The sequence below is a fragment of the Rhodococcus sp. Leaf225 genome, from assembly GCF_001426145.1.
Taxonomy (GTDB): domain Bacteria; phylum Actinomycetota; class Actinomycetes; order Mycobacteriales; family Mycobacteriaceae; genus Rhodococcoides.
This window is the reverse complement of the sequence record NZ_LMRN01000009.1, coordinates 560872-581858: the sequence shown is the minus strand read 5'-3', so window position 1 is coordinate 581858 and position 20987 is coordinate 560872. Positions and strand designations below refer to the sequence as shown.

General features: G+C 68.6%; 26 protein-coding genes. 11 read left to right on the top strand and 15 right to left on the bottom strand.

Annotated features, from left to right (window positions below):
- Positions 1-7: 7 nt before the first annotated feature.
- On the bottom strand, positions 8-583 hold the full coding sequence (locus ASG69_RS07155; protein ID WP_051613467.1) for a type IV toxin-antitoxin system AbiEi family antitoxin domain-containing protein: 576 nt from the start codon (positions 581-583) through the stop codon (positions 8-10).
- Positions 584-697: 114 nt separating this feature from the next.
- Here ASG69_RS07155 and ASG69_RS07150 point away from each other — a divergent pair, with 114 nt between their 5' ends.
- Positions 698-1435, top strand: coding sequence for an LmeA family phospholipid-binding protein (locus ASG69_RS07150; protein ID WP_056442304.1), 738 nt, complete (start codon positions 698-700; stop codon positions 1433-1435).
- On the opposite strand, the gene deoC is transcribed toward ASG69_RS07150, so the two are convergent.
- Complete coding sequence (gene deoC, locus ASG69_RS07145) at positions 1432-2109, bottom strand: deoxyribose-phosphate aldolase (RefSeq protein ID WP_037186135.1); 678 nt, start codon at positions 2107-2109, stop codon at positions 1432-1434. The two genes, ASG69_RS07150 and deoC, sit on opposite strands and share 4 nt — an antisense overlap.
- Positions 2110-2184: 75 nt before the next feature.
- Between deoC and purU the strand changes: the two genes are divergently transcribed.
- Positions 2185-3075 (top strand): formyltetrahydrofolate deformylase, encoded by an 891-nt coding sequence (gene purU, locus ASG69_RS07140; protein ID WP_056442301.1) that lies wholly within the window; start codon positions 2185-2187, stop codon positions 3073-3075.
- Between the two features lie 13 nt (positions 3076-3088).
- Here purU and ASG69_RS07135 read toward each other — a convergent pair whose 3' ends face one another.
- Genes ASG69_RS07135 through ASG69_RS07125 form a run of 3 tightly spaced genes read right to left on the bottom strand, consistent with a single transcriptional unit; the run spans position 3089 to position 5573 of the window.
- Positions 3089-3682, bottom strand: coding sequence for a class I SAM-dependent methyltransferase (locus tag ASG69_RS07135; RefSeq protein WP_056441568.1), 594 nt, complete (start codon positions 3680-3682; stop codon positions 3089-3091).
- Positions 3679-4695, bottom strand: a complete 1017-nt coding sequence (locus ASG69_RS07130; protein WP_027506329.1) for an alpha/beta fold hydrolase — start codon at positions 4693-4695, stop codon at positions 3679-3681. The genes ASG69_RS07135 and ASG69_RS07130 overlap by 4 nt, the downstream gene beginning before the upstream one ends.
- Entirely contained in the window at positions 4692-5573 is an 882-nt protein-coding gene (locus tag ASG69_RS07125; RefSeq protein WP_231476397.1) for a MerR family transcriptional regulator, read from the bottom strand. The genes ASG69_RS07130 and ASG69_RS07125 overlap by 4 nt, the downstream gene beginning before the upstream one ends.
- A 76-nt stretch (positions 5574-5649) precedes the next feature.
- On the opposite strand from ASG69_RS07125, the gene ASG69_RS07120 reads away from it, so the two are divergent.
- The 3 genes from ASG69_RS07120 to ASG69_RS07110 all read left to right on the top strand — a co-directional run bounded on the left by ASG69_RS07120 (position 5650) and on the right by ASG69_RS07110 (position 7666).
- The gene (locus ASG69_RS07120; RefSeq protein WP_056441565.1) at positions 5650-6129 is read left to right on the top strand and encodes a DUF2975 domain-containing protein; all 480 of its coding nucleotides are present in this window, start codon (positions 5650-5652) and stop codon (positions 6127-6129) included.
- Positions 6129-6341: a helix-turn-helix domain-containing protein gene (locus tag ASG69_RS07115; RefSeq protein ID WP_027506327.1), complete on the top strand. Its 213-nt coding sequence runs from the start codon at positions 6129-6131 to the stop codon at positions 6339-6341. Before ASG69_RS07120 ends, ASG69_RS07115 begins: the two co-directional genes overlap by 1 nt.
- A 68-nt stretch (positions 6342-6409) precedes the next feature.
- Positions 6410-7666, top strand: a complete 1257-nt coding sequence (locus ASG69_RS07110; protein WP_051613478.1) for an Nramp family divalent metal transporter — start codon at positions 6410-6412, stop codon at positions 7664-7666.
- Here ASG69_RS07110 and ASG69_RS07105 read toward each other — a convergent pair whose 3' ends face one another.
- The 4 genes from ASG69_RS07105 to ASG69_RS07090 form a co-directional block, all read right to left on the bottom strand.
- Complete coding sequence (locus ASG69_RS07105; protein WP_027506325.1) at positions 7667-7960, bottom strand: DUF2516 family protein; 294 nt, start codon at positions 7958-7960, stop codon at positions 7667-7669.
- A gap of 67 nt (positions 7961-8027) precedes the next feature.
- Positions 8028-8897, bottom strand: a complete 870-nt coding sequence (locus ASG69_RS07100) for a heparin-binding hemagglutinin (protein ID WP_056441562.1) — start codon at positions 8895-8897, stop codon at positions 8028-8030.
- Positions 8894-9361 (bottom strand): helix-turn-helix domain-containing protein, encoded by a 468-nt coding sequence (locus ASG69_RS07095; RefSeq protein WP_037186255.1) that lies wholly within the window; start codon positions 9359-9361, stop codon positions 8894-8896. The genes ASG69_RS07100 and ASG69_RS07095 overlap by 4 nt, the downstream gene beginning before the upstream one ends.
- A 207-nt stretch (positions 9362-9568) precedes the next feature.
- The gene (locus ASG69_RS07090; RefSeq protein ID WP_027506323.1) at positions 9569-10840 is read right to left on the bottom strand and encodes a DUF445 domain-containing protein; all 1272 of its coding nucleotides are present in this window, start codon (positions 10838-10840) and stop codon (positions 9569-9571) included.
- 276 nt (positions 10841-11116) lie between these two features.
- Between ASG69_RS07090 and ASG69_RS07085 the strand changes: the two genes are divergently transcribed.
- A complete protein-coding gene (locus ASG69_RS07085; RefSeq protein ID WP_027506322.1) occupies positions 11117-11818 on the top strand; it encodes a TetR/AcrR family transcriptional regulator in 702 nt (233 codons plus the stop codon).
- A 6-nt stretch (positions 11819-11824) separates the two neighbouring features.
- Here ASG69_RS07085 and ASG69_RS07080 read toward each other — a convergent pair whose 3' ends face one another.
- Together ASG69_RS07080 and ASG69_RS07075 are read right to left on the bottom strand one after the other, a co-directional pair.
- On the bottom strand, positions 11825-12007 hold the full coding sequence (locus ASG69_RS07080) for a hypothetical protein (RefSeq protein ID WP_056441560.1): 183 nt from the start codon (positions 12005-12007) through the stop codon (positions 11825-11827).
- Between the two features lie 44 nt (positions 12008-12051).
- Positions 12052-12306: a hypothetical protein gene (locus ASG69_RS07075; RefSeq protein ID WP_155957058.1), complete on the bottom strand. Its 255-nt coding sequence runs from the start codon at positions 12304-12306 to the stop codon at positions 12052-12054.
- Between the two features lie 204 nt (positions 12307-12510).
- On the opposite strand from ASG69_RS07075, the gene ASG69_RS07065 reads away from it, so the two are divergent.
- The gene (locus tag ASG69_RS07065) at positions 12511-13086 is read left to right on the top strand and encodes a type 1 glutamine amidotransferase domain-containing protein (RefSeq protein ID WP_156380449.1); all 576 of its coding nucleotides are present in this window, start codon (positions 12511-12513) and stop codon (positions 13084-13086) included.
- Positions 13087-13093: 7 nt separating this feature from the next.
- Here the strand turns inward: ASG69_RS07065 and ASG69_RS07060 are convergent, their stop codons facing one another.
- A complete protein-coding gene (locus ASG69_RS07060; RefSeq protein ID WP_037186134.1) occupies positions 13094-13582 on the bottom strand; it encodes a PPOX class F420-dependent oxidoreductase in 489 nt (162 codons plus the stop codon).
- Between the two features lie 126 nt (positions 13583-13708).
- On the opposite strand from ASG69_RS07060, the gene ASG69_RS07055 reads away from it, so the two are divergent.
- Positions 13709-14740 (top strand): sensor domain-containing diguanylate cyclase, encoded by a 1032-nt coding sequence (locus ASG69_RS07055; RefSeq protein WP_051613466.1) that lies wholly within the window; start codon positions 13709-13711, stop codon positions 14738-14740.
- Here the strand turns inward: ASG69_RS07055 and ASG69_RS07050 are convergent.
- From ASG69_RS07050 to ASG69_RS07040, 3 genes are all read right to left on the bottom strand, one after another.
- Positions 14666-16915 (bottom strand): EAL domain-containing protein, encoded by a 2250-nt coding sequence (locus ASG69_RS07050; protein ID WP_156380448.1) that lies wholly within the window; start codon positions 16913-16915, stop codon positions 14666-14668. The genes ASG69_RS07055 and ASG69_RS07050 overlap by 75 nt on opposite strands.
- 119 nt (positions 16916-17034) lie before the next feature.
- The gene (locus tag ASG69_RS07045; protein WP_056441544.1) at positions 17035-18069 is read right to left on the bottom strand and encodes a PHP domain-containing protein; all 1035 of its coding nucleotides are present in this window, start codon (positions 18067-18069) and stop codon (positions 17035-17037) included.
- A 120-nt stretch (positions 18070-18189) separates the two neighbouring features.
- Positions 18190-18555 carry an STAS domain-containing protein gene (locus tag ASG69_RS07040; RefSeq protein WP_037186133.1) on the bottom strand — a complete coding sequence of 122 codons (366 nt, stop codon included), beginning with the start codon at positions 18553-18555 and terminating at the stop codon, positions 18190-18192.
- 347 nt (positions 18556-18902) lie between these two features.
- Between ASG69_RS07040 and ASG69_RS07035 the strand changes: the two genes are divergently transcribed.
- The 3 genes from ASG69_RS07035 to ASG69_RS07025 form a co-directional block, all read left to right on the top strand.
- Positions 18903-19334: an ATP-binding protein gene (locus ASG69_RS07035; RefSeq protein ID WP_056442299.1), complete on the top strand. Its 432-nt coding sequence runs from the start codon at positions 18903-18905 to the stop codon at positions 19332-19334.
- On the top strand, positions 19331-20122 hold the full coding sequence (locus tag ASG69_RS07030; protein WP_027506315.1) for a SigB/SigF/SigG family RNA polymerase sigma factor: 792 nt from the start codon (positions 19331-19333) through the stop codon (positions 20120-20122). The genes ASG69_RS07035 and ASG69_RS07030 overlap by 4 nt, the downstream gene beginning before the upstream one ends.
- Before the next feature lie 30 nt (positions 20123-20152).
- Positions 20153-20987, top strand: an 835-nt coding sequence (locus ASG69_RS07025) for a PPK2 family polyphosphate kinase (RefSeq protein WP_056695729.1), incomplete at its 3' end; no start/stop codon positions are given.

Sequence of the window (20987 nt, the reverse complement as noted above, 5' to 3'; positions counted from 1 at the left end):
CATCCTCTCAGCGCAGCGCCGTCTCCACCCGCTCGGCCACCCGGTCACCGCACTCCACAGCCTGCTCGAAGAGGTCGTCGACGACCAGTCGTCCGAGCACCAGACCGTCGGCGACCACTTCGTCGAGGGTGAACTGCGAGATGCCGCCCGCCGCGAGATCCAGCACGGTGCGCACCGGCGTCGTCATGCGGAAGGCACCGGAGAGCTCGATGTCCGCGCCCGTCAGGCGTCCCCGATGGATCGCGAGGCGCTGGTCGTGCGCTCGCGCCGTCCCGCTGACCCGGACGTGGACGAACTGCGGGTGCAGGCTGCCCATGCCGTGCAACTCGGCCGCACTCTGGTGGGAGATCACCGCGGTGGCGCCCAGCCACACGCACCACTTCGAGTACTCCTCGAGATCGTGGTTCGGCCAGTCCGACAACCGGAGCAGATCGGTCTCGACCCGCGTCCAGGATCCGTCGGCGACGTGCGCCTCGATCTCGGACGGCAGATACCCGGCATCGAGCGCGTGAGCTGCGGTGAAGTACCCGTCCTGTTCGGCGACCACGCCGTCCAGACGTTCCGCCACATCGTCGCCCGCCATGCTCGAAGAGCCTACGTGGTTGTGTCACGCGTCACAGAGAAATGGCGCTGTCGCCGTGCACCCGATCGGCCGGTCCACAGAGGAACCTCAGAGATGTCGTCCACACTGTCTCTCATGACTCACGACACCGCACCCAGACGACGCTCCCGGGTGCCTCTCATCGCCGGAGTGCTGGTCATCGTCGTCATCGCGGCACTCGTCGGCGGCGAGTTCTATGCCCGCAACCGCGTCGAGAACTGCCTCACGACCCAGTTCGAGAGCGAACTCGGCTCACAGATCGACGTCGGCCTCGGCCTGCAGCCCGTCCTGTTCTCCCTCGCGACCGAGAAGTTCTCGTCCGTCGACATCTCGAGCGACGACACGAAGTTCGGGCCCGCACAGGACATGCAGGTCCAGGCGACCGTGAACGACGTCGACCTCACCTCCACGGACACCATGTCCGGTCAGATCGGCAGCAGTTCGGCCGACGTCACGTGGTCGACCGGCGGCATCCTCGCGACCCTGCAGGAGCAGGGCGTCGGCAGCGTCGTGTCCGGTGTGACCAGCGATCCCGCCGCCGGAACGCTGAAGTTCGCCATCGTCGGTGGACTCGCGGAACTCACCGTGAAGCCCGTGGTGCAGGGCGACACGATCGAGGTCCAGACCACGGACGCGTCGATCCTCGGCATCGGCATTCCCACCGACCTCGCGGACAGCGTCGTCTCGGTGCTCACGGACAGCCTGCAGGCGTACCCGCTCGGCATGACGCCGGACGCCCTCGAGGTGACCGACACCGGGATCCACATGACCCTCAGCGGCGGCCAGTACACGATCCCCGCCGCGCAGGGCGGTCAGCAGCAGGTCACCTGCTAGTCGGCGAAGCCGTCCAACACGCTGCGGGTCCCGGACAGGCCCAGTCGGGTGGCGCCGGCCTCGATCATCGCTCGGGCGGTGTCCGCATCGCGGATCCCGCCCGACGCCTTGACACCCAGGCGGCCACCGACGGTGCGGGCCATCAGACTCACGGCCTCCGTCGACGCTCCACCCGCGGGATGGAACCCCGTGGACGTCTTGACGAAGTTCGCGCCGGCCCGCTCCGCCGCCCGGCAGCACTCGATCACCGCGCGCTCCCCGTCCGCCGACGCGAGCAGCGCCGCCGACTCGATGATCACCTTCAGGACGGCGTTCTCGCCCATCGCCTCCCGGACGGTGATGATGTCCGCCAGGACGGCGTTGAAGTCACCCTCCACCGCGGCGCCGACGTCGATCACCATGTCGACCTCGCGCGCCCCGTGCTGCACCGCCAGACGCGCCTCCGAACCCTTGATCAACGAGTGGTGCTTTCCGGACGGGAACCCCGCCACCGCGGCGACCACCAGGTCACCCGTGTCACGAACCGGGAGCATCGACGGCGACACGCAGACCGCGAGGACGCCCAGATCCTTCGCCTCCGCGACGAGCGCCCGGACGTCGGCGACCGTCGCCTCGGGCTTGAGCAGAGTGTGATCGACCATGCGGGCGACGTCGGTGCGCGTGAGGGTTGTCATGCGCTCCACCTTTCCAGACGGAGGCCGGTCGGGATCGGTCAGGAAGGGACGGGTGTCAGTGAGACAATGGCGCCCATGCCGCCCGAATCTCCACGCTCCGACTCTCGCCGCTACGTCCTCACCCTGGGCTGCCCCGACCGCACGGGCATCGTCGCGCGCATCGCGACCTTCCTGGCCGATCTCGGGGGCTCGATCGTCGAGGCCGCCTATCACGCCGACGCGGACAGTGGCTGGTTCTTCACCCGTCAGGCCGTCGCGGCCTCGTCGATCGACATCGGAGTCGACGAGCTGCGCGCACGGTTCGCGGCGGTCGCCGCGGAGATCGGCCCGGAATCCGAGTGGTCGCTGCACGATTCCGGAGAGCGCAAGAAGGTCGTGCTCCTGGTGAGCAAGGAGGGACACTGCCTCCACGATCTGCTCGGGCGCGCCGCCGGCGGAGAACTGCCGGCGACCATCGAAGCGGTCATCGGAAACCACCCCGATCTCGAATCCGTCACGCGCGCACACGGTGTGCAGTTCCACCATGTTCCGTTCCCCAAGCACCCCAGCGAGCGCGGGACCTCCTTCGACGCGCTCCGCGACCTCGTCGACGGCTACTCCCCCGACGCGGTGGTGCTGGCGCGCTTCATGCAGGTGCTGCCGGAGTCGTTGTGCGAGCACTGGTCCGGGCGCGCGATCAACATCCACCACAGCTTCCTGCCGTCGTTCGTCGGCGCCCGGCCGTATCACCAGGCGTTCGCACGAGGGGTCAAGCTCATCGGCGCGACGTGCCACTTCGTCACCGCCGAGCTCGATGCCGGACCCATCATCGAGCAGGACGTCATCCGCATCGACCATGCGGACGCGGTCGCCGACATGGTCCGTCAGGGCCGCGACATCGAGAAGATGGTGCTCGCGCGCGGACTGCGCTGGCACCTCGAGGACCGTGTGCTGGTGCACGGCCGCAAGACCGTGGTGTTCGACTAGACAGCTGGTCGTATCAGGCAGCTGGGGTTCGACCTACCACGACGGTCTCGTTGTAGACGAACAGCTTTCCCACCGGACGCAGGAACGGGAACGAGGCGGACGTCGTGCGCTCGATGCCGGCGGCAGCGCAGAGGGCGAGCAGGTCGGCGGCGTCCAACCAGCTCGTGTGCGTCGGGTCGCTGGCGAACCCGACTTCCTGTGGGCACACGATCATGACGACGGAGTCCGGCTGCAGACACGGCAGGTACTCCGTCAGCACCTCACCCTCCGCGCCCGGCGGCAGGTGCTCGAGCAGGTGGGCCATGAGCATGCCGTCGAAGCCCGTGTCGCCGAGGGCGTGGAACTCCTCGGGTGTGTACGCGGTCATGCCCTGCGAGCGGCAGAACTCGACGGACGCGACGTTGTGATCGACACCGACGCTGCCCGCGGGAAGGTTGCGCAGATTCCGGCCGATCCCGCAGCCGACGTCGAGAACGCGCCGCCCAGCGAGATGGCGTCGGATGTTCCACTGGTATGGAGCCTGCACGCGCAGAACGCGTTTCCACCGCGCACCCTGCAGCTCGCGCAGCCGCTCGGTGTAGGCGTCCCCCCTGGTGTCGTCGCTCATGCCGGCAGCTCCGCCAGCCGGACCAGCTCGGCGTCGAACTCCGCGATCGATTCCACCGAGCTCATGTGTCCGACACCGTCGAGTTCGAGGAACCGGCCCAGCACTCCGGCGCGGGAGAGTCGATCGGCGAGCTTGCGGGCGTGCACCGGCGGCGTCAGGCGGTCGCGAGTACCGACGATCACCGACGTCGGGACGTCGATGTTCTCCAGCGCGTCGTGAATGTCCAACGCGGACAGCGCCGATCCCCACATGCCCCGCGTTCGAGGGGAGCACTCGCGCACGATGCGTTCGCAGAACGCCACCTGCGCCGGAGTGGACTCGGCGCCCATCGTCACGTACTTCAGAGCACGAGCGGAGAACGGACTCGACGGGATGGGCAGTGCCGATCCGAGCACGCTCGACGCCACCCGCGCCGGCACCTGAGCGACACCGGGTGGCAACGGGATGACAGTGGTCTCGCGGACCAGACTGTCGGTGGCCGTGTTGGCCAGCAATATCGCCTTCACGTAGTGGCGCACCTGCGCGGGATACTGTGCCGCCCAACTCATCACGGACATGCCGCCCATGCTGTGTCCGGCGACGACGGCCTTGGTGTCCGAGTCGACCGTCGCGTCGAGCACCGCGGCGAGGTCGTCCCCCAGGACGTCGGCACCGAGCGGCCGGGTCCCCACCTCACTGGCTCCGTGCCCGCGCTGGTCGTACACGACGACGCGGTACCGTCCGGCGAGGTCGTTGATCTGCGGCGCCCAGAAGTCGGCGGAGCAGGTCCATCCGTGACTGAGGACGATCGGGGCGGCGTCCGGGTCGCCGTACTCGCGCACGTGCAGCGCGGCACCGTCCTCGGCGACGACCGTGCGCACCCGTGGGGTGAGCTCCGGACGCGCCAGCAGTACATCGGTGTCCGCCATCCGCGCCGAGGGCGGTGACGCCCGTCGAGTCGCCCGGATCGAGGCTGCACCGGCCACCGCGACCGCGGCCACGGCAGCGGTCACCACTGCACCACGAGTGTTCATCGGTCTCCTGTCCTGCTGCTCGAGCTGGTGCTCGCGCCGTTGCCGTCACTGTCGTCGGTGTCCGCCGTGGCGGCGTCGCCGCTGTCCTCCGTGGCGGCGTCGCCGCTGAGCGCCTTCTCCATCGCGTGCACGATCTCGGCGTCCATGGTCTCGGAGAAGAGCGCCTGCACGGCACGGCTGGCCAGCGGACGCAGGGTGGTGATGAGGTCCGCCATGGCCGAGAGCTCGCTGGGGTCGAGCGTGAACGGATCGGCGCCGCCCGGAACGAACCTGTCGACGACCAGACGCACGAACTGCTGGGACACGCTCGTCAGGTCCTGGTGGACGCGCTCGGTGCGGGACAGGATGTCCGGCAGCGCGAGACCCGCGTCGAACAGCACCTTGGCCGCGCGGACCAGGGCGGGGTTCTCGATGCGGTAGCCGTCCCCGTCGCGGGAGAAGACGTCGAGCGCTTCCGCACGCGTCAGATCGTCGTCGCTGATCCGTCCGTCGAACATGGTGTCGATCTCGTCGCGGGTCAGCCGCGCCGGGTGGTCGACGTTGGCGGCGCCGTCGGGATCCTCGGTGCCCAGGACGTCCTCGACGCGGAGTCCGTACTGCGCCGCGGTGAGGAGTTCGCTGATGGTGACGAAGGTGTAGCCACGGTCGAGCATGCGCGAGATCATCTGCAGCCGAGCGAGGTGCGACTCGTCGTACCAGCCCGTCCGACCCACCTTGCGCGGGGGCGGCAGCAGACCGCGGTCCTGATAGACGCGCACGTTGCGGACGCTCACGCCGGCTTCCCTGGCGAGGTCGTCGATCCGGTACTCGGTCAGGCCGACTCGGCGGAGATCCCGGGGATCACGCGAGCGAGCATCGTCGAGTGGGGAGTCCGGCACCCTCAGACCTTAACCCTGCCGCCCTCCCGCACCAGTACCTATTGATTTTCGATAGATCCTGACCGATACTCGATGCATGATCACGGAAAGACGCGTCCTCGCGACACTCAGGATGTTCCTCGCCGGCCTGTTCGCCCTGCTCGTCCTGTTCCAGGTCATGTCGCTGCCGGGACAGTTCGCGCACATGGCCCGCGAGAACCCGGAATCCGCGTACCTCCGATGGCCCCTCACCGCGCTCACCATCTTCTGGGTGGTGTGCGTGCAGATCGTCGTCATCGCCACCTGGAAGCTGCTCACTCTCGTCCGCCGGGATCGCATCTTCTCCGGTGCCGCGTTCGTGTGGGTCGACGCGATCGTCCGCGCGATCGTGGCCGCCGGGGTGTCGCTCGGTGTCGTGTTCCTCGTCGTCGGGTTCCGCGCGGACGATCCGGGGCCCGTGCTCCTGCTGTTCCTGCTCTGCATGATCGTCGGCGTCGCCGCACTGCTGATGATGGTCATGCGTGCCCTGCTGCGGAAGGCGACCGACCTGCGCGCCGACCTCGAGGGCGTCATCTGATGCCCATCGTCGTCCGCATCGACGTGGAGCTGGCCAAGCGCAAGATGAGCGTCGGCGAGTTCGCCGAGCGCGTCGGACTGACCCCCGCCAACGTCGCCGTACTCAAGAACGGGCGGGCCCGCGCGGTGCGGTTCAGCACCCTGGAGACCATGTGCCGGGTGCTGGAGTGCCAGCCGGGTGACCTGCTCGAATGGGTGGACGACGAGACATGATGCGGGTGCCCTAACTTATCGGTACGGCCCGGCGAACACGATCGCGCCGGGTGCCCTACACTTCCGTCATGGTCGACCGCATCGGAACTCGTCCACCCACATCCGGCGGCATCACTCCCGTCCGGCTGTTCACGCTGCTCGGCCCCGCGTTCGTCGCCGCCATCGCCTACGTCGACCCGGGCAACGTCGCCGCGAATCTCACCGCGGGCGCGCGCTACGGCTACCTCCTCGTGTGGGTACTCGTGGCCGCCAATGCGATGGCGGTACTGATCCAGTACCTCTCGGCCAAGCTGGGCCTGGTCTCCGGACGATCACTGCCGGAGATGCTCGGCGACCGCATGCGTCCCTGGCCCCGCCGGGCGTTCTGGGTGCAGGCCGAGGCCGTGGCGATCGCGACGGACCTCGCCGAGGTGATCGGCGGCGCCATCGCGCTCAACCTCCTGTTCGGCGTTCCGCTCTTCGTCGGCGGTCTCATCACCGGCGTCGTGTCGATGGTGATCCTGGCCGTCCAGTCACGGCGGGGTCAGCGCACCTTCGAGTTCGTCGTCATCGGCATGCTCGCCATCATCACGATCGGCTTCCTCACCGGCCTGCTGTTCACCGACATCGACGCGGGCGGTGTCGCCGGCGGTCTCGTACCGGGGTTCGACGGCTCCGGATCGGTCCTGCTCGCGGCCAGCATGCTGGGCGCGACGGTCATGCCGCACGCCATCTACCTGCACTCCGCGCTCGCCCGCGACCGTCACGGCGTCGAGAAGGACTCCGGCAAGCTCGACCGCCTGCTGCGCGCGACCAAGTGGGACGTCACGTTCGCGCTCATCATCGCCGGCAGCGTCAACATCGGCATGCTGCTGCTCGCCGCATCGGCGTTCCGCGGCGAGGAGGGCACCGACACCATCGACGGCGCGCACGCGGCCATCGAGAACAATCTCGGGCCCGCGGTCGCCGCGATCTTCGCCGTCGGCCTGCTCGCCTCGGGTCTCGCGTCGACCTCGGTGGGCTGCGCCGCCGGTGCCGAGATCATGAAGGGACTGCTGCAGAAGCGGATCCCGATCCAGGTGCGCCGCGTCGTCACGTTGATTCCCGCGCTGGTGGTCCTGGGTATCGGCGTCGATCCGACGCTGGCGCTGGTGCTGAGTCAGGTGGTGCTGAGCCTGTGCATTCCGTTCGCGCTGATCCCGCTGGTGCGCATGACCTCCAGCAGCGCGGTGATGGGCGCCCGCATCAACTCACGGACCACCGTGGTCCTCGCCGTCGTCACCACCGGCCTGATCGTGGCGCTCAACGCGGCACTGCTCTGGCTCACGGTCACCGGCCAGGGTTAGCTACCAGCGCGGTCCGCGCTGGATGTCGTCGACCTTGGGCCGCACGTCCACGAGGTACACACCGATGGCGACGACGGCGATGATGCCGACGAAGCCCACCACCGGGAAGACGAGCAGGATCAGCAGCGCGACCGCGAGAATGGCCACCCACCCCGGCTTGTTCAGCTTGTCCGCGGCGGTGAAGGCGTCGGGGCGCTGGCGGATGGCGTGGAAGAGCGCGAACGCCACACCCACCAGAGCGATGAGTTGCAGGATGTTCATGATCGCGCTGGTCGCGCTGTACGCCATGGGCATGCGGTCATCCTAAACGACACCGACCCCCGCGCTTCGTCAGCGCGGGGGTCGGAATTGTCGCGATCGACTAGCTGGTCGACTTCTTGGCCGGAGCCTTCTTGGCCGGGGTGGCCTTCTTGGCGGGGGCGGGAGTCGAGGCCTTGGCCGGGGTGGCCTTGGCGGGAGCCGACTTCGTGGCCGGGGTCTTCTTGATGGGCGAGCCCGCGTTGTTGCGCGTCTTGCCCTCGACCGTGCCGGCTGCACCCGAGGCGCGATCCGACGCCTTCTGGCCTGCGGTCTTCGCCTTCTGGCCGAGCTCGTCGATCTTCTCGCTCAGCTCGTCGGCAGCCTCGTCGACATTGTCGACGGCGTCCTCGGCGCCTTCCTTGATCGCGTCGGTGGCCTCGTCGGCACCTTCCTGCACACGATCGGACGCGCGGCCCGCGAGGGCTGCGGCGCGCTCACCGACGGCGCGGGTCTGCGAGGCGACGGTGCCGAGGGTCTGCTCGGTGAGGTCGACAGCGTCGTTGGCGACGGCGTTGGCGCGCTCGAGACCGTCCTCGACCGCCGGGTTCTTGCGGATGCGCTCGACCGTCTCCTCGCCGCGCTCGGCGAGTGCGGTGTAGAGGTCCGACGCCACCTTGAGGTAGGCCTCGGCGACCTTGCGGAGCTCCTCGGGGGTGAAACGCTCGCGGAGATCGGCGATCTCGTCCGGCAGCTCCTGCGGCAGCGCGTTCAGGCGTCCGCGGAGCGTCTCGACGCTCTCGGTGACGTCTTCCTGCAGGTCGGCGAGGCGGGCGCGGGCGGTGTCGACGCGGTCGTTGACGTCGGCCTGCGTGCTCTCGGCGCGGTGGCGGACCTGGGCGACGACGTCGGCCACGGCCTGGACCACGGCGTCACCGGCGCCGACGGCGGCGAACAGCGGGGTCTTGACGGTGTCGAACTTCGGGTCGGTCATGTGTGATCTCCTGATGTCGTTTCGTGGTTGATCTCTGATCGCAGCGTGGGGGTGCCGGTCTCGTTCTCGCGGCGGAACGAGTAGTAGATCTCGAGGAGCACCTGCTTCTGACGCTCCGTGATGGAGTCGTCACCGTGCACCGCGTCGATGATGGGACTGTGCGGCCGTTCCTCGAGCAGACCGGCTTGCACGTACAGGACCTCCGAGGACACACGAAGACCCTTGGCGATCTGACTCAGAACCTCTGCCGACGGCTTGCGCAGGCCCCGCTCGATCTGGCTGAGGTAGGGATTGCTGACGCCGGCGGAGAGTGCGAGTTGCCGCAGGGACACCTGGGCCGACTCTCGCTGTGCCCGAATGAAACTCCCGATGTCCTGTGTCGCCGTGCTGACGACGCGGGCGGCGAGATCTCCGGCTGCCGACACCACTGTGGTGTCGTCGCCTTCCTTCTCCTCGGATGCCATCTCGAACACTCCTGACTCATGTCGAATGCGCCTCGCCAACGACGATAACCAAGGGTGCTAGCAATTGCAAGCACTGTGCTAGCACCCACACCCGAGGGCACGCGGTGGTGGTGTCGACCAGCCACACACCCTGCTCGGCGCTGCGCACCCCGACCAGTCGGCGGAAAGGGGTGGGCACCTCACGCACCCCGTGCACGGCCGCGGCGGCTACCCGAACAACAGGTGCGAGATCGAGTAGATCGCCAGACCCGCGAGCGAGCCGACCACCGTGCCGTTGATGCGGATGAACTGCAGGTCCCGTCCCACCTGCAGCTCGATCTTGCGGCTGGCCTCGTCGGCGTCCCATCGGGCGACGGTGTCGGTGATGACGGTGGTGATCTCGTCGGTGTAGTTCTCGACGATGTAGCGCACGCCGGCCATCAGCCAGCCGTCCGCCTTGCCGCGCATCGCGTCGTCGTCGCGCAGGCGGAGCCCGAACTTCTGCACGTTCTCGCTGATCTTGGCGCGCAGGGTGCTCTTCGGGTCGTCCACCGAGTCGACGATGAGCCGCTTGGCCACCTTCCACGATGCCGCCGCGAGGCCGGTGACCTCGTCGCGGCCCATGATCTCCGACTTGATCGACTCGGCCTTGGCGATGGTGTCGGGGTCGTTCTGCAGGTCGTCGGCGAAGTCGGTGAGGAACTTGTCGGCCGCGAGCCGCAACTCGTGCTGCGGGTTCGACCGGACCTTCCACGTGAACTCCACGAGTTCGCGGTGGATGCGTTCTCCGAGAAGCACATCGACAAACTTCGGCGACCAGGACGGAGAGTCCCTCGACACGATCCGGTCGATGGTCGGCAGGCTGTTCTGGGCCCATTCGTGTGCGCGCTCGGCGAGCAGGTCGATCAGTGGTTTCTGCCGGTTGTCCTCGAGCAGCGAGCCCAGGACGCGTCCGATCGGCGGCCCCCACTGCGGATCACCGAGGCGCTTGACGATGGTGTTGTCGATGACCTGCTGGATGTCCTCGTCGTCGAGCACGTCGAGGAAGCCGCGCAGCACGGTCGCCGTCTCCTCCGCGACACGGTCGGCGTGGGCCGGGTCGGCGAGCCAGGTGCCGAGGCGCAGCGGGATGCGCGCGGACTCGACCTTCTGCGACACGACGTCGACGGCGAGGAAGTTCTGCCCGACGAACGATCCGAGGCTGGTGCCGAGCTGGTCCTTCTTCCGCTTGATGATCGCGGTGTGCGGGATCTTCAGACCCATGGGGTGCTTGAAGAGAGCGGTGACGGCGAACCAGTCGGCGAGCGCGCCGACCATGCCCGCCTCCGACGCCGCCCGGACGAAACCGACCCAGCCGCCGGCGCCGCGGGACTCCTGCCACCGGCAGAAGAGATAGACGATGGAGGCGAACACCAGGAAGCCGGTGGCGACGATCTTCATCTTGCGGAGGTCGCGTCGTTTGACGTCCTCGTCGAATGTCATGAGCTGCACCGACTCCATTGTGCAGGGTCGGCGCGCGACTCGTGCCCCGACCGGCGACGACGTCTCGCCCGGACGCGGGTCCGACGGCGCCGGGCACTACTGTTGGAGTGGGCGACGTGACATACGCCGCCGCACACGAGTGCGCCAGAAGCGCAGTCGGACATCGGGACGGAGTACACGCGCGTGGCGAGCAGATCGGCAGCGAGGAAGAGCGACGGGGACACCGCCGACCAGGACGCCGACGAGACCGGGGCCCGGAAGACCGGGCGAACCCGTTCCGCCAGGGCCGAGACGGTGAAGCCGGATTCCGACGACACCGCGACCGACGCCCGCACGGACAAGCCGGACGGCCGCAAGCGACGCTGGCGCGAGCACAAGATCGCCCGTCGCGAGGAACTGGTGGACGGCACTCTCGCCGCTATCCGGCTGCGAGGCCGCAACATCGGCATGGACGAGATCGCCACCGAGATCGGTATCTCGAAGACCGTCCTGTACCGCTACTTCCACGACAAGAACGATCTGACCAACGCGACGCTCGAGCGGTATGTGGAGACGACTCTCGCACCGCGGATCTACGACGCGATCAGCGTCGAGCTCGACGAGTACAACCTCACCCGCCAGGTGGTCGCCGCGTACGTGGAGACCGTCGCGGACGACCCCGAGGTCTACCTGTACGCGATGTCGAACAGCTCGGGGCCGAACCGCGACGTGGTCGCCGAGTCGGAGCGCATGATCGCCGAACTGCTGGCGACGGTGCTCGGTGAGCGCCTGCGCCGGATGGAGATGGACTCGGGCGGCTCGCTGCCCTGGTCGTACGGGATCGTGGGCGGCGTCCAGTTGGCCACGCACTGGTGGATCTCGAACCGGTCGATGTCGGCAGCGGACCTCATCGACTACCTCACCATGATGGTGTGGGGCGGCATCCACGGTGTCGCGGAAGCGGGCGGTTCGCCCTCACGCTTCAACGCGGTCGACCACCCACTCGTCGACGAATAGAGGCGCCTAGCGGTCGTGCTCGTCGTCGAGCGGGACGTCGCGACTCTGCTCGAGCAGGTCCGCGTCGGAGGCGTCGTACGTCACGGCGACCGTGGGCGTGACCGCGTCGGTGTCGTCGTCCTGCACCGTGTCCTGCTCCTGCTCGAGAGCGTCCTCGACGGGAAGTTCCGGGCTCGTGAAATCGGGCATCTGTCGTTCCCTCCCTCGGTGAGTCTGCGTGGGCCGTTCCGAGGTTACCGGCGCTCGACCGGAACCAACACCACGGCCATACCGGCCATCCCGATCATGAGGACACCGACCAGAGCTCCCAGGGCGAAGGAGTTCACCGCGGCCGCCACGAAGGCCGCCATCCCGGCGCACAGGGCGACCATCAGGACGATTCCCGCCGTGGTGTGCTCGAAGAGGCAGGTCATCACGGGTGCCTCGGCGGCATCGCCGGCGGTGTCGGGCACGACCGCTCCGGCCGCGTCCACTGTCGGTGTGCTCACTGGTGTTCCCCTCTCCCGCGTCACCTCTCGGTGAACGCAGCGGCGCCTCGATCGGACGTGCTCACCATCCGGTCGAAGGGCAGATACCCGCGCCCGGGCCGATCCAACCCGCCGAGGGTGTGCCGTTTCCCACCACCGGGTGCCGGGTAGATCGGGACAGCCGCATCGCGTCCCGCGACACGGCGAGAACGAGAGAGGTTCACGATGACTGACACCCCGAACACCGACTCCGGGTCGGCCCGCCGCACCGTGGCGTTCCTCGCGACGGACGGTGTAGAGCAGATCGAGCTCACCGCTCCCCGCGAGGCACTCGATCAGGCCGGAGCGACCACGGTGCTGCTCTCGCTGACCCACGGTGAGATCCAGGCCTTCGAGAACGACACCGAACCTGCCGACACCTTCGCCGTCGACCAGTTGGTCGCCGAGGCCTCTGTCGACGACTTCGACGCGCTGGTCCTGCCGGGTGGAACGACCAACCCCGACACGCTGCGCCTCGACACCGACGCGGTGTCGTTCGTCCGCGACTTCATGAACTCCGGCAAGCCGGTGGGGGTGATCTGCCACGGCCCGTGGACGCTCGTCGAGGCGGACGTCGTACGCGGTCGCACGCTGACCTCGTACCCGAGCGTGCGTACCGACATCAGGAACGCCGGCGGCACGGTGGTGGACGAGGAGGTCGTCGTGGACGGCAACCTGATCTCCAGCCGCAACCCGGACGACATCCCCGCGTTCTGCGAGGCCGTGGTCCAGGCCGTCACCGCTCTCGACGCGGCCGAGTGAGCCGGGGTCAGCCGTTCGACTCGTCGGCCGGCTGATCCTGCGCGGGCGGCGGGAATCCGCCGGTCGCGATCGGTCCCCACGTGTCGATGGCGATCCGGATGATCGACTTGCCCTGCGTCACCATCGCCTGCCGGTACTCGTCCCAGTCGGGGTGCTCGCCCGCGATCGCCCGGTAGTAGTCCACGAGCGGCTCGACGGAGTCGGGCAGGTCGATGACCTCCGCGGTGCCGTCGATCTGCACGTAGGGGCCGTTCCAGTCGTCGGAGTGGATGCAGAGCGTGACGGCCGAGGACCGACGGATGTTCACGGTCTTCGCGCGCTGCGGGTACGTCGAGACGACGATGCGCCCCTGCGCGTCGAGCCCGCAGGTCACGGGTGAGATCTGCAGTCCACCGGACTGCTTCGTGGTGACCAGGGTGGCGTGATGCCGCTCGGCGACGAAGCGATGCAGGGCATCGAGATCGACTCGGTCGGCTGTTGCGTACGTCGGTGCCATGATTCGAGGGTAGGTGCTCGCCCGCCGGGGGCTAGAATCGGTGCCGACAGACGACACTCGGTCCGGACTCACCGGCCACGCGGTTCCGGGGGTGCCGCGGTCGACCTTCCGCCCTCAGGACAGACCGTGACCGTTCCACCTCGTCCCCCCTCGATCGCACCGCCGCCCTCCGCGCTCTCCACCTTCGACGCCGCGGGCGCGGCCGTCGTCGCGTATCTCGACAGCATCCTTCCCGCGACGGCCTGGGCCGTCTCGCGCGTCGTCGACGACAAGCAGATCTTCCTGCGCACCAACACCAACGGCCTGGGGATCGACACCGGCCTCGTCGTGGGGTGGAACGAGTCGCTGTGCCATTCGATGACCGAGGGCGAGATCCCGTCCGTCGTGGAGGACCTCGACGACGCGGGCATCCCGCGCATCGGCGTACCCGGGCACGACCCGGTCCGGTCGTACATCGGTGTGCCCATCCGGCGGGCGGACGGCTCGCTGTTCGGCACGATGTGCGGTTTCGGCTCGCGGCCGATCAGCGGGCCGCTGCCCGCCGGCATGACCGCGCTGCTCGATCTCCTGTCCGGGCTGCTCACCACGGTGTTCGAGACCGACCACGCCCGCGCGGTCGCGGAGCGGTCCGCCGAACTGGCTCGGCGCGAGGCGGAGACCGACCCCCTCACCGGACTCTTCAACAGGCGGGGATGGAACCGGGTGCTCGAGCCCGAGGACGCGCGCTGGACTCGCTTCGCCGACCCCGGCGCCGTGGTGGTCGTCGACCTCGACGGGATGAAGCAGGTGAACGACCGGCACGGCCATGCCGCGGGAGACCGGGTGATCCGACGCGCCGCCGAACTGCTGCGGGCGTGGGCTCACGAGTCGGACGTCGTGGCCCGTCTCGGCGGCGACGAGTTCGGAGTCCTGGTGTTCGACCGCGACGCCACCGACGTCGACGGCATGCTCACGGCCCTGGAGTCCTCCGCCCACGCGGCGGATGTGCCGATGTCGGTCGGCTGGAGCACGGTCACCGAGGCCGGCAGCATCACCGCGTCGTGGTCGCTCGCGGACGAGAACATGTACGTGTCGAAGCGTCGGTCACCGAGCAGGTCCGGCATCGACATTCATCCGACCCCCGGACGCCACCAGGGCGGTCACGTCGCCCGGCGGTAGTGGTCGCGCCATCAGGTAGCCCTGGGCGTACCCGCATCCGCACCGGACGAGGCTGTCGAGTTGGGCCGTGGTCTCCACGCCCTCGCCCACCACGTCGAGACCGAACGCGTCGGCCACCGACACGACGGCGCGGATGACCGCCTCCGACTGCTCGGTCGGCAGGTCGGCGACGAACGACCGATCGATCTTGATGGCGTCGAGGATCGGGAAGCGCGTCAGGTAGTCCAGCGAGCTGTGGCCGACACCGAAGTCGTCCAGCAGGATCTTGATGCCCATCCGGTGCAGCTCGTCGAGGTTGTTCTTCACGGCGGACGTGTCCTCGAGCCACAGGGTCTCGGTGATCTCGATGCCCAGCAGATCCGGGGCGAGACCGGTGCGCTCGAGCGTGTCGGCGAGGGACGACGCGAACGTGCGCTGACGAAGCTGCAGCGGACTGACGTTGACGCGAAGTTCCACCGGATCACCGGTCTGCCAGCGCGCGGCCTCGGTGCACGCCCGGCGCAGCACCCAGCTGCCGAGCGGCCCGATCAGGCCCGCGCGTTCGGCGGCGGGAACGAACTCGTCGGGCCCGACGACGCCGAGACTCGACGTGGTCCACCGCGCGAGCGCCTCGACCCCGGTCATGCGTCCGGATCGGATGTCGAACACGGGTTGGTACGCCACGTCGAGGTCGTCGTTCTCGATCGCAGACCGGACCTCCGAGGCGATGGTCAAGCGCCGCAACGCTTCTCCGCCCTGCACCTTGTCGTACAGCTCGTAGCTCCCCGGCCCCTCCTTCTTCGCGCCGCCCATGGCGACGTCCGCCTGGCGGACCATCTCCGCGGCGGTGTGCTCGCCGTACCCGACCGAGATGCCCATGCAGGCGGTGACGGTCGTCGTCCGGTTCCCGATGGTGAGCGGACGGCGGAACATGGCCAGCACACCCTGGGCGACGCCGATGGCGTCGAAGGTGCTGCGCAGGCCCGGGCACACGAGCAGGAACTCGTCGCCGCCGAAGCGGGCGACGGTGTCGGAGGGCCTGACGGTGCGCGTGAGCATCGGCGCCACCGCCGCGAGCACCGCGTCCCCCGCGCCGTGGCCGAAGCTGTCGTTGATGGTGCGGAAGTCGTGGAGGTCCACCAGGATCACCGCGGTGAGCGTGCCGTCCTCGCGCGAGACTCCGAGCGCGGAATCGATGCGTTGGTACGCGAGCGTGCGATTCGCCAACTGCGTCAGCGGGTCGTGCAGGCTGCGGTATCGCAGCTCGCGTTCGAGGTCGGACCGGCGCACGGCGGACGCCAGCACCGCGGTTACCGTGACGACGAAGGACAGCGTGTCGGCCGACGGCGTGTGCGGCTCGGTGCGATAGACGACGAGGACACCCCACGTGCCGTCGCCCCCGCGGACGGGAGCCGCGATACCGCTGCGGAGGTCGTGGTCCTCGAGCAGGGTGACGTCGAAGCGGGTCTCGTCGCGGGTGTCCGCGCACACGATCACCTCCTCGCGCTCGAGCGCGTAGCCGGCCAGCGTCGCGGTGCCCGAGGGCAGGGTCTCCTCGTCCGGCGGCTCGAAGGTGGCCGCGTGGACGGCCAGGCGGTCCGCACCGCGTCGGCGGAACACCACGGCGTGCGTGGCACCGACGAGGTCCACGATGGACTGCAGAGCGGTGGCCACGAGGTCGTCGAAGGATCCGGTGAGCGCCGCACGGTTGAGCCCGGCGACGATGCGCTGCTCGCGCGCTCGGCGGCGGACGGCGGTGAGGGCGTCGACGAGCTCCTCCTCGCGCTCCTGCCGCTCGGAGCCGTCCACGAGTGTCGCGACCACGACCTCGTGGCCGTCGGTGGGCCCGAGTACCCAGGCGGACACCAGGATCGGTCGGGCCGGAGTTCCCACCGCGATCCGACCGGTCCAGGCTCCCGTGGCGTTCAGCTCGGCGAGAATGAGGTCGAGTGTCGAGGCGGCCGTGTCCGCGACGAGGTCTCGCGCGGACGGGTTCTCGTGGGCCGGGAACTCGAGGATGGTGCGGGCGGCGGCATTGGCGTACCGCACGGAGGTGTTGCGATCGAAGACCACGACACCGTCCTGGGACGACTCGGAGATCGCCGTCAGCGCTGCCAGAACGGTGCGCCTGTCGCCGGCGTCGCCCGAGTCCGAACCACCAGAGTTCAGGCCACCCGAGTTCAGGCTTCCCGTCACCACGTCTCCGCCCCCAGACCCGTTTCCGCCCCCAGCAACACCTCGCGATTGTTCCACCTTCGACGCACTCTGCCCGTTCTTTGCCCGCTTTTCCTCTCGGGGACCGGTACCTGCCCGCGTCACGCTCCGTCCGACGACGCCCAGTCCAGCAACCGGTCGACCGGCCAGGTGGTGACGATACGGTCCGGCGGAACGCCCACCGCGGTGGCACGTGCACAACCGTGGCCGAGCCAGTCCAGTTGGCCGGGGGCGTGCGCGTCGGTGTCGATGCTGAACAGGCAGCCGATCTCCAGAGCGAGCTCCATCAACCGCTCCGGCGGGTCCTGGCGCTCGGGACGCGCGTTGATCTCCACCGCGGTCCCGTGGTCACGGCACGCCTCGAACACGGCACGGGCGTCGAACGTCGACTCGGGGCGGGTGCCGCGTCCGCCCTCGACGAGACGGCCGGTGCAGTGGCCGAGAACGTCGACCTGCGGGTTCGTCACCGCGGCGATCATGCGCGCCGTCATCGTGGCGCTGTCCGCGCGCAGGTGGGAGTGGACGCTCGCGACGACGATGTCGAGGTCGTCGAGCAGCTCCGGCTCCTGGTCCAGCGACCCGTCGTCGAGGATGTCGACCTCGATGCCGGTCAGCACCCGCATCGGCCGCCCGCCGTCGGTCTCGAACCGTCGCTGCACCTCGTCCATGACCTCGAGCTGGGCGCGCAGTCGGTCGGCGGAGAGCCCGTGGGCGACGGTAAGACGCGGTGAATGGTCGGTGAGCACCCAGTACTCGTGCCCGATCCTGCGCGCGGTCTCCGCCATCTCCTCGATCGGACTTCCCCCGTCCGACCAGTCGGAGTGCGTGTGCAGATCCCCGCGCAGAGCTGTTCGCAGTTCCTCGCCGCCGACACCGATGGGCTGTGCCTCGGCGCGCAGTTGCAGGAGGTACTCGGGAACCTCGCCGGCCGCGGCCGCCGCGGCGACCGCGGAGGTCTTCGGACCGATGCCGCGCAGGGTGGTCCAGCCGTCGGTGCGAGCGAGCTCGGCCACCCTGTCTGCGTCCAGTGCGGCCAGGACGTCGGCGGCGATGCGGTAGGCCTTGACCCGGCGCGTCTCGGCCCGCGACCGCTCGAGCCAGAACGCCACCTCTCGCAGTGCGGCAACAGGTTCCATGCCGTCAGAGCCTACGGCCCCGGACATGACACTGCCCCTGCCACCGGGAACCGGCGACAGGGGCAGGGGGGAGCGACGACCCGGACGAACCGGATCACGCCGAGTTTCGGTGCAGCGTGGTCAGCGGACCACGCGTGCGGTGGGCTCCCACCGAGCGGCACCCATGACGCGGGTGACCGCGTCGCCGACCACGAGGGTCAGGTGGGAACCGTTCGCCGCGCTGCGGTCGTCGAGACCCGCCACGACGGAAAGTGCTGCGGTGCCGAAGAAGTCGACTCCGGACAAATCGAGCACGATGCTTCGTCCCGCCTCGACGTCGTTGCTCACGACGTCCGAGAAGGTGGACGAGTTGGACAGGTCCACACTGCCGGTGACGCGGTACGTGGTCTCCGAGTCGGTACGCACGACGGAGATGAGTCCGCCGAGCATGACGACGTCGTCGCCGAGAGTGGTGGTGGTGGATGCGTGTGAAGTCGAAACAGTCATGATTCTCCAAATGCCGATCTAGCTGGAGAAGCAGAGCAATGGTGCTGCAGGTGAAAGAACCCGTCCGCGACTGCAGAATGAGTGGCGGTTGGTGGAAAGGAGTCCGAGCGACCATCGACGGTGCTTCGTACGTCGGCTGCTGACTCAACCTGTCTCTGAACCTACGCTACCCGGAGCGGTCTGCCAACCACTTCGGTGAGGATCCTGGTGAACATCGAGCGACACCGCGGGAGACGCCGCCGGTACGGTGCACGTTTTGCGACGACGGCCCCCGGGTAATCTCGACCGGTCGAACACGTACGAGGTTCGTCTGAACCGACACGCGACACGAAGAAGTGGGAGACCTCATGACACGGGCCATCACGACGGAGCCGAACACGGAGGGGGCCGACGCCACCATCGAGCTCGGTGTCCACGCCGACGCGAGCCAGCTGTCGGTCACTCGCGCCGTGGCCGCGACACTCGCCGCCCAGGACGACTTCGATCTGGACAGCATCGCCGACATCCGGCTCGCCATCGACGAGTCCTGCAGCCGCCTCATCGTGCGTGCCACCCCGGGTGCCCGCATGGTGTGCCGTTTCCTCACCGCGGACGACGCCCTCCACGTGTCGGTGACGACGACGACCGAGGCCGGCGCCGATCTGGACGCCAGCGGTTTCGGCTGGCACGTTCTCAACGCCCTGACCGACTCCGTGTCGACGTCGCAGTCCGAGGACGAGCACGGTGTCGTCTCGACCACCATCGAGTTCACCAAGAGCAAGCACGGCTGGGACGAGTGACGACAAGCGAACGCAAGCCGAAGTCACGGCGCTCGGCGGACGAGTACGCCGACGTCGCCGAGCGCTTCACCCGCATCCGCACGCTGCCCGAGGGCGATCCCCTGCGAGGCAAGCTGCGCGACGAGCTGGTGACGCGGTGCCTGCCACTCGCCGAACACATCGCCCGCCGATTCGACGGCCGCGGTGAGGCGCACGACGATCTGGTGCAGGTCGCCCGCGTCGGGCTGGTCAACGCGGTCGATCGCTTCGACGTCGAACGCGGATCCGATTTCGTGTCCTTCGCGGTACCCACGATCATGGGCGAGGTACGCCGGCACTTCCGTGACGCGGGATGGGCCGTCCGCGTCCCTCGGCGCATGAAGGAACTGCACCTGCAGCTCTCCCGTGCCATCGCGGATCTGTCGCAGACGCAGGGGCGGTCACCGACCGTCTCCGAGTTGGCCGAGTATCTCGACCTGGATCGCGACGAGGTCGCGATGGGGCTCACCGCCGGCAACGCCTACCAGACACTCTCGGTCGACAGTGCTTCCAGCGGAAGCGATTCCGAGGGCCTGTCGTTGGCGGACACCCTCGGCGACTACGACAAGGAGATGGAGAACGTCGAGAACCACGAGGCTCTCCGTCCCCTGCTCGAGAAGCTCCCCGAGCGTGAGCGCAACGTGCTGCTGCTGCGCTTCTTCGGAAACATGACGCAGACGCAGATCGCCGAGAAGATGGGGATCTCGCAGATGCACGTCTCGCGTCTCCTCGCCCGGACACTCGCCCAACTCCGCGAGGAACTGCACTAGAGAAGCGGGGCGTACGCCTACGCTCGCGGGATGAGCAGCTCACCGTCGCCCGGCTTCACCACGAATCTGCCCGCGGCCCTGGCCGCGTCGGGCACGTCGTGGTCGACGGTGGACGCCGCGTCGACGCCCGGTTTCGATCGCGACAAGGACGCCGGCAAGGAGTTGATGTCGGCGCGCGGCAAGATCCTGTCGGAACTTCAGGAGCGTCTGTACGCCTGCGGCAAGAGCGGCGACCACCGGTCGGTCCTGCTCGTGCTGCAGGGGATGGACACCTCGGGCAAGGGCGGCATGGTCCGGCACGTGCTCGGCATGGTCGAGCCCCAGGGTGTCGATCACGCGACCTTCGGCACCCCGACGGAGGAGGAGCGGGCGCACCCGTTCCTGTGGCGCGTGGAGAAGAAGCTGCCGCGACCGGGCCAGATCGGGGTCTTCGATCGATCCCACTACGAGGACGTCCTCATCGTCCGTGTGAACGAACTCGCTCCTCCCAGCGTGTGGCGCACGCGCTACGACGAGATCAACGACTTCGAGCGCCGCGTGGTCGAGAGCGGCACCACCATCGTCAAGGTGGCCATGGCGCTGTCGTGGGAGCAGCAGGGCAAGCGTCTCGCTCGTCGACTGCGCCGGCCGGACAAGTACTGGAAGTACGACCCGAGCGACATCGAGGCGCGCGAGAAGTGGGTCGCCTACCAGGAGGCGTACCAGGCGGTCCTGGATCGCACCGACACGCAGTGGGCGCCCTGGTACGTGGTGCCGTCCGATCACAAGTGGTACAGCCGGCTCGCCGTCACGGAGCTGCTGACGGGAGCACTGACGTCGTTGGACCTGCAGTGGCCGCCCGCGGACTTCGACGTGGAGCACGAGA

Excerpts from the sequence above, each read along its gene's own strand:
- ASG69_RS07155 (WP_051613467.1), bottom strand. The coding sequence starts at position 583 with ATGGCGGGCGACGATGTGGCGGAACGTCTGGACGGCGTGGTCGCCGAA.
- ASG69_RS07150 (WP_056442304.1), top strand. The coding sequence starts at position 698 with ATGACTCACGACACCGCACCCAGACGACGCTCCCGGGTGCCTCTCATC.
- deoC (WP_037186135.1), bottom strand. The coding sequence starts at position 2,109 with ATGACAACCCTCACGCGCACCGACGTCGCCCGCATGGTCGATCACACT.
- purU (WP_056442301.1), top strand. The coding sequence starts at position 2,185 with ATGCCGCCCGAATCTCCACGCTCCGACTCTCGCCGCTACGTCCTCACC.
- ASG69_RS07135 (WP_056441568.1), bottom strand. The coding sequence starts at position 3,682 with ATGAGCGACGACACCAGGGGGGACGCCTACACCGAGCGGCTGCGCGAG.
- ASG69_RS07130 (WP_027506329.1), bottom strand. The coding sequence starts at position 4,695 with ATGAACACTCGTGGTGCAGTGGTGACCGCTGCCGTGGCCGCGGTCGCG.
- ASG69_RS07120 (WP_056441565.1), top strand. The coding sequence starts at position 5,650 with ATGATCACGGAAAGACGCGTCCTCGCGACACTCAGGATGTTCCTCGCC.
- ASG69_RS07115 (WP_027506327.1), top strand. The coding sequence starts at position 6,129 with ATGCCCATCGTCGTCCGCATCGACGTGGAGCTGGCCAAGCGCAAGATG.
- ASG69_RS07110 (WP_051613478.1), top strand. The coding sequence starts at position 6,410 with ATGGTCGACCGCATCGGAACTCGTCCACCCACATCCGGCGGCATCACT.
- ASG69_RS07105 (WP_027506325.1), bottom strand. The coding sequence starts at position 7,960 with ATGCCCATGGCGTACAGCGCGACCAGCGCGATCATGAACATCCTGCAA.
- ASG69_RS07100 (WP_056441562.1), bottom strand. The coding sequence starts at position 8,897 with ATGACCGACCCGAAGTTCGACACCGTCAAGACCCCGCTGTTCGCCGCC.
- ASG69_RS07095 (WP_037186255.1), bottom strand. The coding sequence starts at position 9,361 with ATGGCATCCGAGGAGAAGGAAGGCGACGACACCACAGTGGTGTCGGCA.
- ASG69_RS07090 (WP_027506323.1), bottom strand. The coding sequence starts at position 10,840 with ATGGAGTCGGTGCAGCTCATGACATTCGACGAGGACGTCAAACGACGC.
- ASG69_RS07080 (WP_056441560.1), bottom strand. The coding sequence starts at position 12,007 with ATGCCCGATTTCACGAGCCCGGAACTTCCCGTCGAGGACGCTCTCGAG.
- ASG69_RS07065 (WP_156380449.1), top strand. The coding sequence starts at position 12,511 with ATGACTGACACCCCGAACACCGACTCCGGGTCGGCCCGCCGCACCGTG.
- ASG69_RS07060 (WP_037186134.1), bottom strand. The coding sequence starts at position 13,582 with ATGGCACCGACGTACGCAACAGCCGACCGAGTCGATCTCGATGCCCTG.
- ASG69_RS07045 (WP_056441544.1), bottom strand. The coding sequence starts at position 18,069 with ATGGAACCTGTTGCCGCACTGCGAGAGGTGGCGTTCTGGCTCGAGCGG.
- ASG69_RS07040 (WP_037186133.1), bottom strand. The coding sequence starts at position 18,555 with ATGACTGTTTCGACTTCACACGCATCCACCACCACCACTCTCGGCGAC.
- ASG69_RS07035 (WP_056442299.1), top strand. The coding sequence starts at position 18,903 with ATGACACGGGCCATCACGACGGAGCCGAACACGGAGGGGGCCGACGCC.